General features: G+C 55.0%; 22 protein-coding genes. 4 read left to right on the top strand and 18 right to left on the bottom strand.

Annotation, left to right across the window (positions count from 1 at the left end; genetic code table 11):
- Positions 1-81: 81 nt before the first annotated feature.
- From rpsD to QP888_RS03240, 14 genes are all read right to left on the bottom strand, one after another.
- Positions 82-687: a 30S ribosomal protein S4 gene (gene rpsD / locus QP888_RS03305; protein WP_018121274.1), complete on the bottom strand. Its 606-nt coding sequence runs from the start codon at positions 685-687 to the stop codon at positions 82-84.
- A 21-nt stretch (positions 688-708) separates the two neighbouring features.
- Complete coding sequence (gene rpsK / locus QP888_RS03300) at positions 709-1,110, bottom strand: 30S ribosomal protein S11 (RefSeq protein ID WP_018121275.1); 402 nt, start codon at positions 1,108-1,110, stop codon at positions 709-711.
- Between the two features lie 3 nt (positions 1,111-1,113).
- Positions 1,114-1,482, bottom strand: a complete 369-nt coding sequence (gene rpsM / locus QP888_RS03295; RefSeq protein WP_018121276.1) for a 30S ribosomal protein S13 — start codon at positions 1,480-1,482, stop codon at positions 1,114-1,116.
- A gap of 214 nt (positions 1,483-1,696) precedes the next feature.
- Positions 1,697-1,915, bottom strand: a complete 219-nt coding sequence (gene infA / locus QP888_RS03290; protein WP_284812089.1) for a translation initiation factor IF-1 — start codon at positions 1,913-1,915, stop codon at positions 1,697-1,699.
- Positions 1,916-2,254: 339 nt separating this feature from the next.
- Positions 2,255-3,001 (bottom strand): L,D-transpeptidase, encoded by a 747-nt coding sequence (locus QP888_RS03285; protein WP_284812088.1) that lies wholly within the window; start codon positions 2,999-3,001, stop codon positions 2,255-2,257.
- 74 nt (positions 3,002-3,075) lie between these two features.
- Positions 3,076-3,621 carry an adenylate kinase gene (locus QP888_RS03280; RefSeq protein WP_284812087.1) on the bottom strand — a complete coding sequence of 182 codons (546 nt, stop codon included), beginning with the start codon at positions 3,619-3,621 and terminating at the stop codon, positions 3,076-3,078.
- Positions 3,621-4,946 carry a preprotein translocase subunit SecY gene (secY, locus tag QP888_RS03275; RefSeq protein ID WP_284812086.1) on the bottom strand — a complete coding sequence of 442 codons (1,326 nt, stop codon included), beginning with the start codon at positions 4,944-4,946 and terminating at the stop codon, positions 3,621-3,623. The genes QP888_RS03280 and secY overlap by 1 nt, the downstream gene beginning before the upstream one ends.
- A gap of 388 nt (positions 4,947-5,334) precedes the next feature.
- Positions 5,335-5,784: a 50S ribosomal protein L15 gene (gene rplO / locus QP888_RS03270; RefSeq protein ID WP_284812085.1), complete on the bottom strand. Its 450-nt coding sequence runs from the start codon at positions 5,782-5,784 to the stop codon at positions 5,335-5,337.
- 7 nt (positions 5,785-5,791) lie between these two features.
- On the bottom strand, positions 5,792-5,977 hold the full coding sequence (rpmD, locus tag QP888_RS03265) for a 50S ribosomal protein L30 (RefSeq protein ID WP_018121282.1): 186 nt from the start codon (positions 5,975-5,977) through the stop codon (positions 5,792-5,794).
- Between the two features lie 3 nt (positions 5,978-5,980).
- A complete protein-coding gene (gene rpsE / locus QP888_RS03260; protein WP_018121283.1) occupies positions 5,981-6,595 on the bottom strand; it encodes a 30S ribosomal protein S5 in 615 nt (204 codons plus the stop codon).
- 40 nt (positions 6,596-6,635) lie between these two features.
- Positions 6,636-7,031 (bottom strand): 50S ribosomal protein L18, encoded by a 396-nt coding sequence (gene rplR / locus QP888_RS03255; protein ID WP_018121284.1) that lies wholly within the window; start codon positions 7,029-7,031, stop codon positions 6,636-6,638.
- A gap of 3 nt (positions 7,032-7,034) precedes the next feature.
- Positions 7,035-7,571, bottom strand: coding sequence for a 50S ribosomal protein L6 (gene rplF / locus QP888_RS03250; RefSeq protein WP_284812084.1), 537 nt, complete (start codon positions 7,569-7,571; stop codon positions 7,035-7,037).
- A gap of 17 nt (positions 7,572-7,588) precedes the next feature.
- A complete protein-coding gene (rpsH, locus tag QP888_RS03245) occupies positions 7,589-7,984 on the bottom strand; it encodes a 30S ribosomal protein S8 (protein WP_021353408.1) in 396 nt (131 codons plus the stop codon).
- Positions 7,985-8,351: 367 nt separating this feature from the next.
- Entirely contained in the window at positions 8,352-8,861 is a 510-nt protein-coding gene (locus tag QP888_RS03240) for a hypothetical protein (RefSeq protein ID WP_284812083.1), read from the bottom strand.
- A 157-nt stretch (positions 8,862-9,018) separates the two neighbouring features.
- Between QP888_RS03240 and QP888_RS03235 the strand changes: the two genes are divergently transcribed.
- A complete protein-coding gene (locus QP888_RS03235; RefSeq protein ID WP_284812082.1) occupies positions 9,019-9,216 on the top strand; it encodes a hypothetical protein in 198 nt (65 codons plus the stop codon).
- A 72-nt stretch (positions 9,217-9,288) separates the two neighbouring features.
- On the opposite strand, the gene rplE is transcribed toward QP888_RS03235, so the two are convergent.
- From rplE to rplN, 3 genes are read right to left on the bottom strand one after another with little or no spacing between them, the layout of a single operon-like run.
- Entirely contained in the window at positions 9,289-9,840 is a 552-nt protein-coding gene (gene rplE, locus QP888_RS03230; protein WP_018121289.1) for a 50S ribosomal protein L5, read from the bottom strand.
- Between the two features lie 3 nt (positions 9,841-9,843).
- Positions 9,844-10,158 (bottom strand): 50S ribosomal protein L24, encoded by a 315-nt coding sequence (rplX, locus tag QP888_RS03225; protein ID WP_284812081.1) that lies wholly within the window; start codon positions 10,156-10,158, stop codon positions 9,844-9,846.
- Entirely contained in the window at positions 10,159-10,530 is a 372-nt protein-coding gene (gene rplN / locus QP888_RS03220) for a 50S ribosomal protein L14 (protein ID WP_018121291.1), read from the bottom strand.
- Positions 10,531-11,081: 551 nt separating this feature from the next.
- Between rplN and QP888_RS03215 the strand changes: the two genes are divergently transcribed.
- The 3 genes from QP888_RS03215 (at position 11,082) to QP888_RS03205 (ending at position 14,218) form a co-directional block, all read left to right on the top strand.
- Complete coding sequence (locus QP888_RS03215) at positions 11,082-12,104, top strand: FecCD family ABC transporter permease (RefSeq protein ID WP_284812080.1); 1,023 nt, start codon at positions 11,082-11,084, stop codon at positions 12,102-12,104.
- Positions 12,101-13,249 carry a FecCD family ABC transporter permease gene (locus QP888_RS03210; RefSeq protein ID WP_284812079.1) on the top strand — a complete coding sequence of 383 codons (1,149 nt, stop codon included), beginning with the start codon at positions 12,101-12,103 and terminating at the stop codon, positions 13,247-13,249. The genes QP888_RS03215 and QP888_RS03210 overlap by 4 nt, the downstream gene beginning before the upstream one ends.
- Positions 13,250-13,411: 162 nt before the next feature.
- Positions 13,412-14,218, top strand: coding sequence for an ABC transporter ATP-binding protein (locus QP888_RS03205; RefSeq protein WP_284812078.1), 807 nt, complete (start codon positions 13,412-13,414; stop codon positions 14,216-14,218).
- A 236-nt stretch (positions 14,219-14,454) separates the two neighbouring features.
- On the opposite strand, the gene rpsQ is transcribed toward QP888_RS03205, so the two are convergent.
- Positions 14,455-14,763: a 30S ribosomal protein S17 gene (rpsQ, locus tag QP888_RS03200; RefSeq protein ID WP_284812077.1), complete on the bottom strand. Its 309-nt coding sequence runs from the start codon at positions 14,761-14,763 to the stop codon at positions 14,455-14,457.
- Between the last annotated feature and the right edge of the window lie 2 nt (positions 14,764-14,765).

The following is a 14,765-nucleotide window of genomic DNA, read 5'->3' as shown; positions in this document are numbered from 1 at the left end:
GAATTTTCTCCTTTGGCGCCCGCTATTTGACGCCGGTTAGGACAACAATAAGGAAAGAAAAGCTGAAGATATGAAGCTGGATTACTTCGAGTAAAGCTCGACGATGAGCTGTTCTTGCAGCGGAACGTCGATCTGAGCGCGCTCGGGCAACTGGTGCACGAGGATGCGCAAGGTGTCAGGAACAACCTGTAGCCAGGCCGGAACGACGGCGTCGGCCAGGGCGTCCTGGGCTTCTTCGAACCACTGCATCTTCTGCGAACGTGGACGAACGTCGATGATGTCGTACTGAGTTACCGAGTAAGACGGGATATCGATGTTCTTACCGTTCACGGTGAAGTGTCCGTGGGAAACCAGCTGACGTGCCTGACGGCGAGTCTTTGCCAGACCTGCACGGTAGACGACGTTGTCTAGTCGGGATTCCAGCAAGATGACGAGGTTGTCACCAGTCTTGCCGTTCAGGCGGTTCGCCTCGGTGTAGTAACGACGGAACTGACGCTCCAGGACACCGTAGGTGTACTTAGCTTTCTGCTTTTCCTGCAGCTGCAGCAGGTATTCAGATTCTTTGATGCGATTGCGTCCAGCGTGTCCTGGTGGGTAAGGACGACGCTCGAATGCCAAGTCTCCGCCGACTAGGTCGACGCGCAGACGGCGGGATACGCGGGTTGCGGGGCCAATATAACGAGCCATTTTTTAAACCTCTTCCTTCCCCTAGAACTTACGCTTTTTCGGTGGGCGGCAGCCATTGAATGGGTGCGGAGTGCCATCGGTGATGGAGTTGACCTCAAGGCCTGCTGCCTGCAGGGAACGAATAGCGGTCTCACGGCCGGAGCCCGGCCCCTTAACGAAAACGTCAACCTTTTTCATGTTGTGATCCATTGCCTTGCGGGCGGCGTTTTCTGCGGCCATCTGTGCGGCGAATGGAGTGGACTTACGAGAGCCCTTGAAACCGACGTGTCCGGACGAAGCCCATGCGATGACGGCACCGGCAGGGTCGGTAATCGACACGATGGTGTTGTTGAAGGTCGACTTGATGTAGGCGTGGCCGTGGGCCACGTTCTTCTTTACGACGCGACGGCCACGGCGTGCGCCAGAGCGAGTCTTTGGAGGCATAAACTACTTCTTCTTTCCTGCGATCGTCTTCTTAGGACCCTTACGGGTACGTGCATTGGTCTTGGTGCGCTGACCACGGACAGGCAGGCCACGACGGTGGCGCAGACCCTGGTAGCTTCCAATCTCAATCTTGCGACGGATGTTGGCTTGTACCTCACGACGAAGGTCACCTTCGACGGTGTACTGAGCCTCAATCTGGTCACGCAACGACGACACCTGATCATCGGTGAGAGCGTCGGTGCGCAGGTCAGGAGAGATGCCGGTAGCTTCCAGCAACTCGGCGGCACGGGTTGGACCGATGCCGTAAATGTAGGTGAGAGCGATCTCCATACGCTTATTGCGTGGGAGATCCACACCAGCGAGACGTGCCATAAGGCGAGTCCTTTCGGGGTATTTGCGGTGGTTTTCTCCCTACCCGCCCTGAATCAGGTTGTTACAAAACATTCTGCAGGTAGTGCTTTTTGCTATCAGCATGGTGCCTTGCACGACATGTCAGGCTCTGGCCACCGCGGCCTGAGGTAAACGAACAATATGCCCGCGGTACTACCTGCGGGCGAATTGTTTTGAGTAGGGAGGCTTACAGTCTTTACTTGTAGCGATAGACGATGCGGCCACGTTTCAGGTCATATGGGGACAATTCCACAACGACCCGATCCTCTGGGAGAATACGGATATAGTGCTGGCGCATCTTACCCGAAATATGAGCAAGCACCTCATGTCCGTTGTCTAGCTCGACTTTGAACATTGCGTTCGGCAAAGGCTCGGTTACCCGTCCTTCTACCTCAATTGCGCCTTCCTTAGCCATATCCTCCGGCTTCCTGGCGCAGCCACAGCTGCGCCGATTGCTTGTCTATTGCTTCTTTGGCCTGTTGTACTCGAACAATTTACACTGCTCTGCACATAACAAAACACCGGCCGTGGCCGGTGTCAGTGTCCGCTAGCTGGGTAGACAGCTTCACGGTAAAGCTTTGACAGACCAAATCCCAACTATACAGAGCGCTAGCAGCAAAAACAAACTTTTGGCGAGGTAAGCGCTATGGAGGTGCGAAATTTAAAGGTTTGTCTCTACCAGAAGTCGGGATTACGTCTTATCTGCCGTCATGCTGGGAAATGCCTAAGGCAGCAAGAAAGTAGCAACTAAAAACTAGTAGATGACTACCTTGTCGCCTATGTTCAGGTGGTTCCAAAACGCGATCGCATCCTGGTTCGGCAAACGAACACAGCCTGCGGAGTCATAGGCCGGGGATCCCTCGTGGAACGCGTGACCATTATTGGTGAAATAGATCGCGTACGGCATTGGAGCATTATTAAACGCGTACGAAATCTCGTCTTTCACCTTACGGTTCACGTTAAAGGTACCGCGTGGGGTATCTTGGCCTGGTTTACCTGGTGCCATGGCCGACGCCACGTGTGTCACCTTGCCATGCCCATCTTGCAACCAAGTACGACGGCCATCGATGTCCACACACACGCGAGCATCGGCTGGACATGCGCCAGTATCAATCTCCGGTCCGCGCGCTGGCGCAGGAGTCATGGCTTCGGCTGGGCCTTGGGCAGCTCGTGCTGCTTCTTGCTTTTGCGCTACCAAGCCAGGAAAAACAGCCTCGAGTGCGCGGTCAATAAAGTGCGCAACTCCCCCACCAAACTGTGAATTCAATGCGTTCGCCTGGTGAACCAATTGATTACGGAGCTCCCAGGCTCCGTCACGGTTGCCTTCGTCAAATTGCTGAACCAGCTGGTTGAAATCTGGGAGTGCCGGGGCTTGAAAGTTGTTCGCGATCTCCGAAGGTCCAGGGAGACCTTGTGCCTGAGCGGATGGTGTAGAAAAAAGAACCGAAGCCAACATCGAGACGCTGCCGACAATGCCAGCAAACAATTTACGGGAGTTCATGGAAAAGTGCGTCCTTGAGTGAAAACGGCACCGCGTTCATGCAGTGCCTAACGGAAAATTATGCGCTTTGCTTCTTATTTCCCCAACGCGGACATTGTGCGCTGGTTAATCTCCTCGATCTCGCCTTCGGCTTGCACGTTGATGACATCGTCGCCATAGTGCTTAATCAGTGGGATCACTTCGTCGCGATAGACCTGAAGTCGAGTACGAATCACGTCTTCCGTGTCGTCAGAGCGGCCACGAGCTTTCATCCGCTCGATTACTTCTTCTTCGGAGACTTCAAAGTTGATGACATGATCAAGCCGCAAATTCTTTTTCGCTAACAAGTCTTCCAAGATCTCGGCTTGCTCGACTGTACGGGGGAAGCCATCGAGAAGAAAGCCCTCATCCGTATCGGGTTCTTCCAGACGGGATTCCACCATCCGGGCAGTGACGTCAGTAGGTACCAGTTTGCCCGCATCAATGTATTCTTTGGCCTCGACACCCAAGGGGGTTCCCTCGGAGATGTTGGCACGGAACAAGTCACCAGTAGAGATGTGTGGGATATTCAGCTTCTCACTGAGTATTTCAGCCTGCGTGCCTTTTCCGGCTCCGGCTGGGCCAAGGAGTACCAATCGCATTATTTGAGCAGCCCTTCGTAGTTGGATTGCAGGAGTTGGGATTCAATTTGCTTCACTGTGGTCAACGCCACGGATACCATAATCAGGATAGCAGTACCGCCGAATGCAGTCATACCGGCAGAATCCTGTGAACCAACCCCCATATCAAGCGCGAGATTTGGCAGGATAGCAATGAATGCCAAATAGATGGAACCGACAAACAACAGGCGGTTCATCACAAAGCTGAGGTACATCGCTGTCGGCCGTCCCGGGCGGATTCCAGGAATGAAACCGCCGTATTTCTTCATGTTCTCGGCTTGCTCGTTCGGATCGTACTGAATCGAAGTATAGAAGTACGAGAAGAAGATAATCAGGGACACGTACACCAGGATGTAGACGTACGACGACGGCGATTGCAAGTTGGCGATGACGTTACGCATCCACCAGTTATCGGGTGGTGTCGGATTCGAAGAGTTTACGATTTCTGTGATCAATACCGGCATGTAAATCAACGACGATGCGAAGATCACTGGAATAACACCAGCCTGGTTGACCTTCAGAGGCAAATACGTCGACGACCCACCGTATTGGCGCCGCCCAACCATACGCTTTGCGTACTGGACTGGAATGCGTCGCTGACCTTGTTCCATAAAGGTAATGCCAACGACCAATGCGAGAATAGCCGCGCAGACTACAGCGAAAACGACTCCACCGTTATCCTGCAAAATGCGGTAGCCGTCAGACGGCAAACGCGTCGCAATACCAGCAAAAATGAGCAAGGACATACCGTTACCAATGCCCTTCTCCGTTATGAGCTCACCGAGCCACATAACAAGGATCGCGCCGGTGGTCATCACCGTAACGAGAAGGATCAGGTCGAATACGGTGCGATCCGGATCCAATACTTCTACACCTTGGCCAAGAAGTTGGTTCCTGTCAGCCAGTGCCACGATGCCTGCAGACTGCAGCAGTGCTAATGCCAGGGTCATATACCTGGTGTACTGAGTCATCTTCGCCTGGCCAGATTGGCCTTCCTTTTTCAACTGCTCGAAGTGAGGAATCACCACGGTGAGAAGCTGCGCAATAATCGAAGCCGTGATGTACGGCATGATGCCGATGGCAAAGATAGATAGCTGCAGCAACGCACCACCGGAGAACAGATTGATGACGGAATATAGGCTGTCATCTTCTTGTGTCAGCTCATGGAGCCGTCCGGAAATATTCTGGTAGTCCACACCCGGCGAAGGGATCTGGGCGCCGACGCGGTAGATCACGATCAGCAAAATCGTAAACAGAATCTTGCGTCGAAGATCCGCATCCTTAAAAGCCTGAATGATGGCAGACACTAAAGCCTCCTAGCCCAACTACTGCCACCGTGGAAAGTGACGCAAAGGCAACCGATAATTACTACTTCATTAGTGAGCGCCTGCGCGCGGTCTCTAAACCTCCACGCTCAAGCGCCAGCGCGCACATGTACGCGTGACGTTAGTAGCCTACCAGTCATAGGCGGCTGAAAACACTTTCAGGCATGTGCGATAGGACAACCTTAGTTTTCTACAGGCAAAACAGTAAGCTCGAAATGTAGGTACTTCAAGCTCATTGATGATCTAGCCCTACCAACATCTAGCCGTACCAACGACGCAGTCTTGGGTAGGCGAAAACCCCTGGAACCTGCATCGCGCAGGAACCAGGGGCCACGAACATCAAAGCACGGAGTGCCCGTACACCAACCGCTTAAGCTTTGTTGGTGCTGCCTCCAGCGGCTTCGATTTTCTCGACAGCCGACTTAGAGAACTTCTGAGCGGTGACATTGATCTTCACAGAGATCTCACCGTTGCCCAGCACCTTGACTGGTTGGTTCTTGCGAACCAGACCATTGTTGACAAGGTCAGCAACGGTAATGTCGCCGCCCTGTGGGAAAGTCTTTTCCAGGTCAGAAACGTTGACAACCTGGAAGCCAACCTTGTTTGGGTTCTTGAAGCCACGCAGCTTCGGCAAACGCATCTGGATTGGCATCTGGCCACCCTCGAAGTTTGCCGCTACCTGCTTACGTGCCTTAGTACCCTTGGTACCGCGACCGGCAGTCTTACCGCGCTTACCGCCTTCACCGCGACCGACGCGGCGCTTTGCTTTGTTTGCACCCTTTTCCGGGCGCAAATCGTGCAGCTTGATGATATCGCTCATGGTATATCTACTCCCCTGCCACTTCTTCGACGGTGACCAGGTGGCGCACCTTCTGAATGATGCCACGGATCGCCGGGGTGTCTTTCTGGACAACAGAGTGGCGAATGCGCTTGAGGCCCAGTGCTTCCATGTTGGCCTTCTGATTCGGCGTGGTGCCGACCAGGCCACGTGTTTGGGTAATCTTCAGAGCCATGGTTTATGCCTCCTGTCCTGCGCGAGCGCGCAGCATACGGGCTGGGGTAACCTCTTCGACGGACTTGCCACGACGTGCAGCAACTTCCTCTGGGCGCACCAGCTGTTTCAGGCCGTCCACGGTAGCGCGGACGACGTTCAGAGCGTTATCCGAACCCAGCGACTTGGACAGGATATCCTGGACGCCGGCGCACTCCAGAACTGGACGTGCGGCGCCTCCGGCAATGACACCGGTACCGGGTGCAGCTGGCTTCAGCATAACGACACCGGCTGCGTCTTCTCCCTGTACTGGGTGGGTAATGGTGCCGCCGATCATTGGGACACGGAAGAAGTTCTTGCGTGCTTCTTCTGCACCCTTCTGGATTGCGGCTGGAACTTCCTTGGCCTTGCCGTAGCCAACACCGACCATGCCTTCGCCGTCACCGACGATGACCAGAGCGGTAAAGCTCATGTTGCGGCCACCCTTGACAGTCTTGGAAACCCGGTTGATGGCTACGACGCGCTCGATGTATTTATCGCGCTCGTTGTCCTGGTTGCGACGATCGTTACGACGATTGTTGCGATCGTTCTTCTTGTTGTCGGCGGAGCGTCCGCCGTCGCGCTGATCACGATCCGACATTACGCGTCCTTTCCGTTGGTGTGTGCAACTGCGTTGATCATTAGAACTTCAGACCACCTTCACGTGCGGCATCAGCGAAAGCAGCAACACGGCCGTGGTATTTGTAACCGGCACGGTCAAAAACAACTGCTTCGATGCCTGCTTCTTGGGCGCGCTGTGCGATAAGCTTGCCGACCTCGGCACCACGTGCCTTCTTGTCACCCTCTGCGTCGCGGATCTCCATGGTGGAGGCCGCGGCCAGAGTGTGGCCAGCGAGGTCGTCGATCAGCTGAGCGTGCAAGTGGCGTGCCGTGCGGTGAACGACCAAACGTGGGGTCTGTGGGGTTCCACGCAGCGTCTTGCGAATACGGAAATGACGGCGGGCACGTGCTTCACGACGGCGGGAGGAGATATCCTTACCGACCGGAGTGCGCTTGGTGTTTTCAGAATTAGACATTGCTTACTTACCCGTCTTTCCGACCTTGCGACGTACCTGCTCGCCGACGTAGCGGATACCCTTACCCTTGTAAGGATCGTGCTTACGCAGGCGACGGATGTTCGCCGCAACTTGGCCAACCTGTTGCTTGTCGATACCAGAGATAGAGAACTTGGTGTTGCCGTCCACAGCGAAGGTGATGCCTTCATCAGCTTTGACTGGCACAGGGTGCGAGTAGCCCAAAGCAAACTCGAGATCCTTGCCCTTTTGCTGGACACGGTAACCAACACCGTGGATTTCCATCTTGATTTCGTAGCCCTCGGTTACACCGATCACGCAGTTGTTCACCAAGGAACGCGCTAGACCGTGCAGAGAACGGTTCTTACGGTGGTCATCCGGGCGAGAAACACGGAGTTCGCCGTCTTCTTGGACGATGGAAATTGGCTCTGGAACATCAACCTGCAAGGTGCCCTTTGGCCCCTTGACGGAAACGTTCTGGCCATCGATTTTTACCTCGACGCCGCTAGGGACGGCGATTGGTGCCAAACCAACTCGTGACATTAATAATCACCCTTCCCTTACCAGACGTAGGCGATGACTTCTCCGCCTACGCCTTTCTGTTCAGCCTCGCGGTCCGTCAACAGGCCGTGGGAGGTGGAAATGATAGCCACACCCAGTCCGCCCAGAACCTTAGGGAGCTCCGTCGCCTTTGCGTAGACACGCAAACCTGGCTTCGAAACGCGACGCAGGCCAGACAGAGCGCGCTCGCGGCCGTTGTACTTCAGGTCCAGCGACAAGGTCTTCTTTGCCTTTTCGCCTTCCACAGAATAATCGGAAATGTAGCCTTCTTGCTTCAGGATTCCAGCGATATTCGCCTTGATCTTGGATGCAGGCATGGACACGGTGTCGTGCTGCGCGTGGTTAGCGTTGCGCACCCGTGAGAGCATGTCTGCAATCGGGTCAGTCATGGTCATGTGTTGACCTTGAACCTTTCTCGTTGCGGTTCCCGAACTCACCTTAAGGGCGTTACCGGGCTGTTTTGGGCAACTTAACGCTCCCATGCTCAATAGCATGTTTGCTCGCTACCTCAATGAAGCTCGGTCGCCATGATGGCGAGGGGCCTACAACAAACGTAGGAAAAACTTGCAAGTCTGTGCGTGCAGAGTAAACGCTAAAACGGTTCTTCCCGCCGACGCTAAATCTCTATTCAGGCTACGGCGTTTTAGACACACGTATCCCAAAAAGCACAAGACGCCCCAACCCTAGCAGGCTTGAGGCGATTCGGCCAACCATTAGAACGGTTAGCCGACTTTGCGTGCCAATGTCACCGGCAAATTAGCTTTAGGAGTTTATCCTTGCGTCTTTCTTAGCCTTTCGTGCGGCCTTCTTGGCAGCTTTCTTTTCTGCCTTAGCAATCTTGCGTTCCTGCAGTACACCAGAGATACGATCCTGCTGATCCAGAGCGATCAGCCCTGTGCCAATCGCAACCATCATGGAATCCTTCGCGATAGACATGCCATCTTGAGATGGGCGGATGCCATCCTCGCGGGTCATATCGTCGTTACGGAAGTAAATGCTCAACAGACCTGCGCCAAAGGTGGTCAGCGCAAGACCGGCAAGGCGGTTGGAGACGAATGGCGCCAACAGCGCGCCACCGACAGCGACTTCGGAAGCACCGATGATAGTGCCAAACTTATCGGACGGCAGTTCCTTCACCTGCGGAATGCCCGTAGCAGCAAAGTCCTGTAGACCTTTCGAGGATTCTGCATCCATACCCAACTTGGAAATGCCAGAATCCGCGATGAGGGCACCTGGGATAGCGCGGAGAAGAATGCTTGGGATTGTGGACATAGTTAATGGCTCCTTGTAGGTTTCGTGCATCACCAATCTAAATAGCGATTGTAGCTATTCTAGCAAAACCCGCAGGTGATTAATTTGACAATATACCGCCAGATCCATTGCATAGCAGGTTGCCGTTGCACTGGCGCGATAAGGAGGTACGCGTACTGTGGCGACAAAAGATAAAAAACGGCGCGATGATTGGATTTGTTTTACAACGCTGATGTTGCTCGGTCTTTTTCACTGGTTGTTGTACTTCATACGCGATTCTTCTGAGTTAATCATCGCCGTCATCCCCAGCCTCATCGCTTTCTTAGCTGCATGGTATTTCTTCCCAAGAAGAAAACACCAAGGACACCAAAAATGACTTTAACCCCTCCGGTTTCATGCCGGAGGGGTTAAAGGTCTTAACAAACAGACTTATCCAGTCCTACAAAATCTACTTGAACGGGAATCCCAGTTCACGAAGCAGCGCGCGACCTTCATCGTCGTTGGTAGCGCTGGTAACAACGGTGATATCCATACCACGTGGACGATCAACCTTGTCGATGTCGATCTCGTAGAACATCGTCTGCTCAGACAGGCCGAAGGTGTAGTTTCCGTGGCCGTCAAACTGCTGATCAGACAAACCGCGGAAGTCACGAATACGTGGCAGCGCGATAGTCAGCAGACGGTCCAGGAACTCCCACATACGGTCGCCGCGCATGGTAACGCGCACGCCGATCGGCATACCTTCACGCAGCTTGAAGTTCGCGATGGACTTCTTAGCGCGACGCAGCTGTGGCTTCTGACCAGTAATCAGAGTCAGATCCTCAACCGCACCGTTGATCAGCTTGGAGTCGCGAGCAGCGTCGCCAACACCCATGTTGACAACAACCTTGACAACACCAGGGATCTCCATGACGTTCTCGTAAGAGAATTCGTCATTCAGCTTATTCTTGATTTCGTCGCGGTAACGGGTTTTCAGACGTGGAGTGTAGTTGTCGCTCATGCCTTAAATATCCTTCCCGTTGCGACGAGCAATGCGGACTTTCTTGCCGTTCTCGTCAAAGCGGTAGCCAACGCGAGTTGGGTTACCGTCAGAATCGAGCACCGCGACGTTCGAGACGTGGATGGGTGCTTCCTGGGTAACGATTCCGCCAGACTCAGCGCCACGCTCCGGCGCGGAGTTCGCAACGTGCTTCTTGATGCGGTTGACACCCTCAACCAAAACCTTGTTGGCCTTTGGGTATGCCTCAATGACCTTGCCTTGCGCGCCCTTATCTGGGCCCGAAATGACCTGGACCATATCGCCCTTATGTACCTTCACCTAGATCACCTCCGGTGCGAGAGAAACAATCTTCATAAACTTCTTCTCACGCAGCTCACGAGCGACAGGCCCGAAGATACGGGTACCGCGTGGGTCATTATCGTTGGAACGAAGAATGACAGCAGCGTTTTCGTCGAAAGCAATATAGGAGCCGTCTGGACGACGGGTTTCCTTCTTTGCGCGAACGATGACGGCGCGAACGACGTCACCTTCTTTCACGTTTCCGCCTGGGACTGCTTCTTTGACAGTAGCGACAACGATGTCACCAATGCCTGCGAAGCGTCGCACGGATCCGCCGAGAGCTCGGATGACGAGAATTTCTCGTGCACCGGAGTTGTCGGCGACCTTCAGGCGCGATTCTTGTTGAATCACAGTTGGTCTCCTGACCTGGATTTATGTGCGAAAAGATTTCCGTCCTGATCGCACTCGGTCTTGTTCTTGCAGCTACCTGATGCTTGTCGACGAACACGCCACCTGCGGTTAACTAGAATTCATCCAATTAACTGGTGGCCGTGGCGGTCGAAGGGTCTCGGCGGTTGTGATTCGGAAACGCATCACAAATCCGCCGACCAGCATCGGCAACCCCGCCATTCAACCACAAGCTGTGGCAATTGTTCAACTTTGTTGCGAAGAAACCGTCGCGAAGATTTTGTTACGCAGCACCTCTGGCATTCAGCATTCACCTCACCGGCTACGGATCATACTGCGTATCTATCTTTGACTACTGCCCGGTCACCATGGTCCAACCAGCACCCAAAGCCGACCTACTACCAACTTCTTAAGCAAGGATAACGATCGTCTCAGGCTTGGCTTATTGCAAACAGCAAGCCTAGGCTACCCTTTTTGATTTTTATGCTCTACCTTATTTCCTAGTACCTGCGTCAAAAATTCCATTAGCAATCTCTCACAACGAAGGATGGTCCATGCTGGCACCTGCGCTTTTTGCACGCCGCACACTGGGCATGCTGCTGATCCTTATCGCCATAACTGTCACCGTGTGCATCAGTCTCGCCCTCGGAGCCAACCCCTTGCCCGTGCGCGAAGTATGGGATGGACTGCTCGCCCATGACAATTCCGAAGCCGCGATCATCGTGTGGACGCTGCGCATCCCCCGCACCGTCGTCGCGGTCATCACTGGCGCGGCATTCGGCGTGGCTGGCGCCCTCATCCAGGCTTTAACCCGGAATCCACTCGCCGATCCCGGGATCCTCGGCGTCAACGCCGGCGCAGGTTTTGCCGTGACCATTGGCGTCGGATTCTTCAGTTTGACCAGCATCAGCGGCTATATCTGGTTCGCGTTTTTCGGCGCGGCCGTGACGACCGCGGTGGTGTATTTCATCAGTTCCGGAGCCGCACTCGGCGCCAACGGAAAAGCCAACCCTGCCACCCTGGTGCTTGCGGGCGTCGCCCTTGCCGCCGTGTTATCCGGCGTCACGCAGTTTCTCACGTTAATCGACCCGAACACCTTCCAAGCCATCCGCAGCTGGGGATTGGGCTCAGTCGCCCGGGCAGAGCTCGCCGATACCGCACTAGTCGCCCCCTTTCTTGCCGCCGGTCTGCTGGTAGCCCTGGCGATTTCCTCATCACTGAATTCCATTGCGCTTGGCGACGACCTCGCCTCTGCTCTTGGCACCAAAATCGTGCGTACCCGCGTGCTCGGAATCATCGCTATCACCTTGCTAGCCGGTGGTGCCACTGCACTGACCGGTGGGTTGGCCTTCGTCGGACTGATGGTGCCACACGTGGTTCGTTGGATCGTCGGACCAGACCAACGATGGATTCTGTTGTACTCGGCTTTAGCAGCCCCAGTACTGGTGCTAGCGGCCGACATCATCGGGCGCATCATCGCGCGCCCCAGTGAAATTGAAGTCGGCATCGTCACCGCAGTGCTGGGCGCACCGGTACTAATCATGCTGGTACGGCGTCGGAAAGCGAGTGGACTATGAGCGCAGACAACTCCCCAGCAACACACGGCGCACCCCACAACAGCGCGCCCCAAAGCGGCACTCCCCTGAGCGGAACGGCACTCCCGGAAGCCACGCACGGCTACCGACGACTGGTTATCCGCAATCGGTGGGTTTCGGTGCACTTTCCGGCGCGAGTGCTGGTCACAGCGCTGGGATTACTACTCCTGGCGCTGATTGGTGCCATCACAGCTATCACGCTTGGGGAATATCCTTTAAGCCTGGGCGAAGTATTCAGTGCATTGTTTAGCCGGGACGGTGGCTTCGATTCCACGATCGTGCGTGAATGGCGTCTGCCCATCGCCGTGTCCGCAGTCGGCTTCGGCGCATTGCTCGGCATTGGTGGAGCAATTTTCCAATCACTGACCCGCAACCCGCTCGGATCACCCGATGTCATCGGCTTCGATGCTGGTGCTTATACAGCCGTGGTGCTCACCATGCTCGTCATCGGCGCGAGTAATTTCTGGGCAATTGCGGGGGCGTCCATCGTCGGCGGAATCAGCACAGCCCTGGTGGTCTATCTATTGGCCTGGCGCAAGGGTGTGCAGGGGTTTCGGCTGATCATCGTCGGCATTGGGGTTTCGGCAATGTTGACATCCATTAATTCGTATCTGATCACCCGCGCCGATGTGGAAGAAGGCATCCAAGTTGGTTTCTGGGCGGCCGGGTCCATTACGAAAGTCACGTGGCAGGGGCTCGTGCCGACGATGTTCCTGGGCATCATCGTAATCACCGCCGCCACCGCTTACTCCCGTGCACTGCGGCACCTAGAGCTAGGCGACGACGCGGCGACTACCCAAGGATTTGCGGTTAACCGCGCGCGGCTGGGGTTGATCGTGATCGGCGTTGCTACCACTGCCTTAGTCACGGCAGCCGCGGGGCCGATTTCATTTATTGCGCTGGTGGCACCGCAAATCGCGCGACGCATCATGCGCACAGCCGGAGTCTCTTTACTGGGCGCTGCCGCCATGGGGGCAACCCTGCTCACCGGAGCGCACATATTATCGCTGGTCATTGCGACGTTCTACCGGCAAATTCCCGTCGGGCTTATCACCGTAGTTATCGGTGGCTTGTACATGCTCTGGCTGCTACTGCGCGAGTCCACCCGCCGGTATGGCACCGGCTAAACCTCCCTGGGCCGTTGGAGGGCTGGTAGCTCGGACAAGTGGACCTCTGCGTAGCGGCACGGCTGGGGATGAGAGTGGACACACCACACCGAGTAACCACTAAGCCCCGTAATCACTAAATCGCCAACCACCCAATCACGACGAAAAGCGAGAACTTAGACTGTGAACACCGCACAACCCGAACCACGGCTCCGCGTCGTTGACGCCACCGTGGGTTATGAGACCACAACTATTTCGCGCGGGATTAACGTCGAAATCCCCCATCAGTCTTTCACCGCCATCATCGGTCCGAATGGCTGCGGCAAATCAACGTTGCTACGAGCCTGTTCACGCGTACTCACTCCCTCAGAGGGCCGGGTTGTGCTGGATGGCACGGCTATTACCGACCTTCCCGCCAAGCACGTGGCGCAGCAATTAGGGTTATTGCCGCAATCGTCTACTGCCCCGGATGGCATTCGAGTCGCCGATTTAGTCGCGCGCGGGCGCGCGCCGTACCAGAGTTTATTTCGTCAGTGGGATGCTGACGATGCACAAGCAGTCTCCGATGCTTTATCCGCGACCCGCCTCACTGATATTTCTGGAAAGTTAGTATCCGAATTATCCGGCGGGCAACGTCAGCGAGTCTGGATCGCTATGTTGTTGGCGCAGCAGACCCCGATCATGTTGTTGGATGAACCCACCACATTTTTGGATATTGCGCACCAGTACGAACTTTTGGAGCTGTTACGGGATTTCCATGAACAAGGAAAAACCATCGTCGCAGTCCTGCATGACTTGAACCAGGCAGCCCGCTATGCCGATCATCTCATCGTCATGAAGGACGGTGCGGTTGTCACCACTGGCGCACCAAACAACGTGGTGAACTCCGAGTTGATTAAAGAGGTTTTTGGGCTCGCGGCACGAGTAGTTCCCGACCCTGTCACGGGCACACCGATGGTCTGCCCCGAAGATGCTCGAGCCAGTCGATAGTCCTTGGCGAATAACGTGCGCGTGACCAATAAGGTACGCGTGACCAATAACGTACCCGCAGGATCATGCCCAAGGCTAACACAACGTCCGCACGCTCTTTTAGTGTTTAACCCATCATCGAAAGTGTCTGCTGCAGAACGAAACCCCCGATTTCCTTAACTGGAAACGGGGGTTTGCGAACCGGGCGCCAAGTATACGTACCCGGCACTTGAGAATAGTTATCGCACTAGAGCGGATTACTTAGCCTTTTCGACGATCTCGGCGAGACGATAGTGCTTGTCCTTGGACAGCGGGCGAGTCTCGACGATGCGGACGCGGTCGCCGACGCCGGCGATTTCGTCCTCATCATGTGCCTTGACCTTGCTGTTCGAGCGCATGATCTTACCGTACAGTGTGTGCTGCTTACGGTCCTCGAGCTCGACGACGATGGTCTTTTGCATTTTGTCAGATACGACGTAGCCGATCCGTACCTTGCGGGCGCCCTTTTCCTTATCTTTTTTCGGGGTAGGGCCCTTGGTGGAATCTGTCACAGTTGCCTCACTCATAA

Source organism: Corynebacterium sp. MSK297, from assembly GCF_030232885.1.
In the GTDB taxonomy this organism is placed as follows: Bacteria; Actinomycetota; Actinomycetes; order Mycobacteriales; family Mycobacteriaceae; genus Corynebacterium.
This window is presented reverse-complemented; position numbering and strand designations above follow the sequence as displayed.

Excerpts from the sequence above, each read along its gene's own strand:
- rpsD (WP_018121274.1), bottom strand. The coding sequence starts at position 687 with ATGGCTCGTTATATTGGCCCCGCAACCCGCGTATCCCGCCGTCTGCGC.
- rpsK (WP_018121275.1), bottom strand. The coding sequence starts at position 1,110 with ATGCCTCCAAAGACTCGCTCTGGCGCACGCCGTGGCCGTCGCGTCGTA.
- rpsM (WP_018121276.1), bottom strand. The coding sequence starts at position 1,482 with ATGGCACGTCTCGCTGGTGTGGATCTCCCACGCAATAAGCGTATGGAG.
- infA (WP_284812089.1), bottom strand. The coding sequence starts at position 1,915 with ATGGCTAAGGAAGGCGCAATTGAGGTAGAAGGACGGGTAACCGAGCCT.
- QP888_RS03285 (WP_284812088.1), bottom strand. The coding sequence starts at position 3,001 with ATGAACTCCCGTAAATTGTTTGCTGGCATTGTCGGCAGCGTCTCGATG.
- QP888_RS03280 (WP_284812087.1), bottom strand. The coding sequence starts at position 3,621 with ATGCGATTGGTACTCCTTGGCCCAGCCGGAGCCGGAAAAGGCACGCAG.
- rplO (WP_284812085.1), bottom strand. The coding sequence starts at position 5,784 with ATGAGCGATATCATCAAGCTGCACGATTTGCGCCCGGAAAAGGGTGCA.
- rpmD (WP_018121282.1), bottom strand. The coding sequence starts at position 5,977 with ATGGCTCTGAAGATTACCCAAACACGTGGCCTGGTCGGCACCACGCCG.
- rpsE (WP_018121283.1), bottom strand. The coding sequence starts at position 6,595 with ATGTCGGATCGTGATCAGCGCGACGGCGGACGCTCCGCCGACAACAAG.
- rplR (WP_018121284.1), bottom strand. The coding sequence starts at position 7,031 with ATGTCTAATTCTGAAAACACCAAGCGCACTCCGGTCGGTAAGGATATC.
- rplF (WP_284812084.1), bottom strand. The coding sequence starts at position 7,571 with ATGTCACGAGTTGGTTTGGCACCAATCGCCGTCCCTAGCGGCGTCGAG.
- rpsH (WP_021353408.1), bottom strand. The coding sequence starts at position 7,984 with ATGACCATGACTGACCCGATTGCAGACATGCTCTCACGGGTGCGCAAC.
- QP888_RS03240 (WP_284812083.1), bottom strand. The coding sequence starts at position 8,861 with ATGTCCACAATCCCAAGCATTCTTCTCCGCGCTATCCCAGGTGCCCTC.
- rplE (WP_018121289.1), bottom strand. The coding sequence starts at position 9,840 with ATGAGCGACAACTACACTCCACGTCTGAAAACCCGTTACCGCGACGAA.
- QP888_RS03215 (WP_284812080.1), top strand. The coding sequence starts at position 11,082 with ATGCTGGCACCTGCGCTTTTTGCACGCCGCACACTGGGCATGCTGCTG.
- QP888_RS03210 (WP_284812079.1), top strand. The coding sequence starts at position 12,101 with ATGAGCGCAGACAACTCCCCAGCAACACACGGCGCACCCCACAACAGC.
- rpsQ (WP_284812077.1), bottom strand. The coding sequence starts at position 14,763 with ATGAGTGAGGCAACTGTGACAGATTCCACCAAGGGCCCTACCCCGAAA.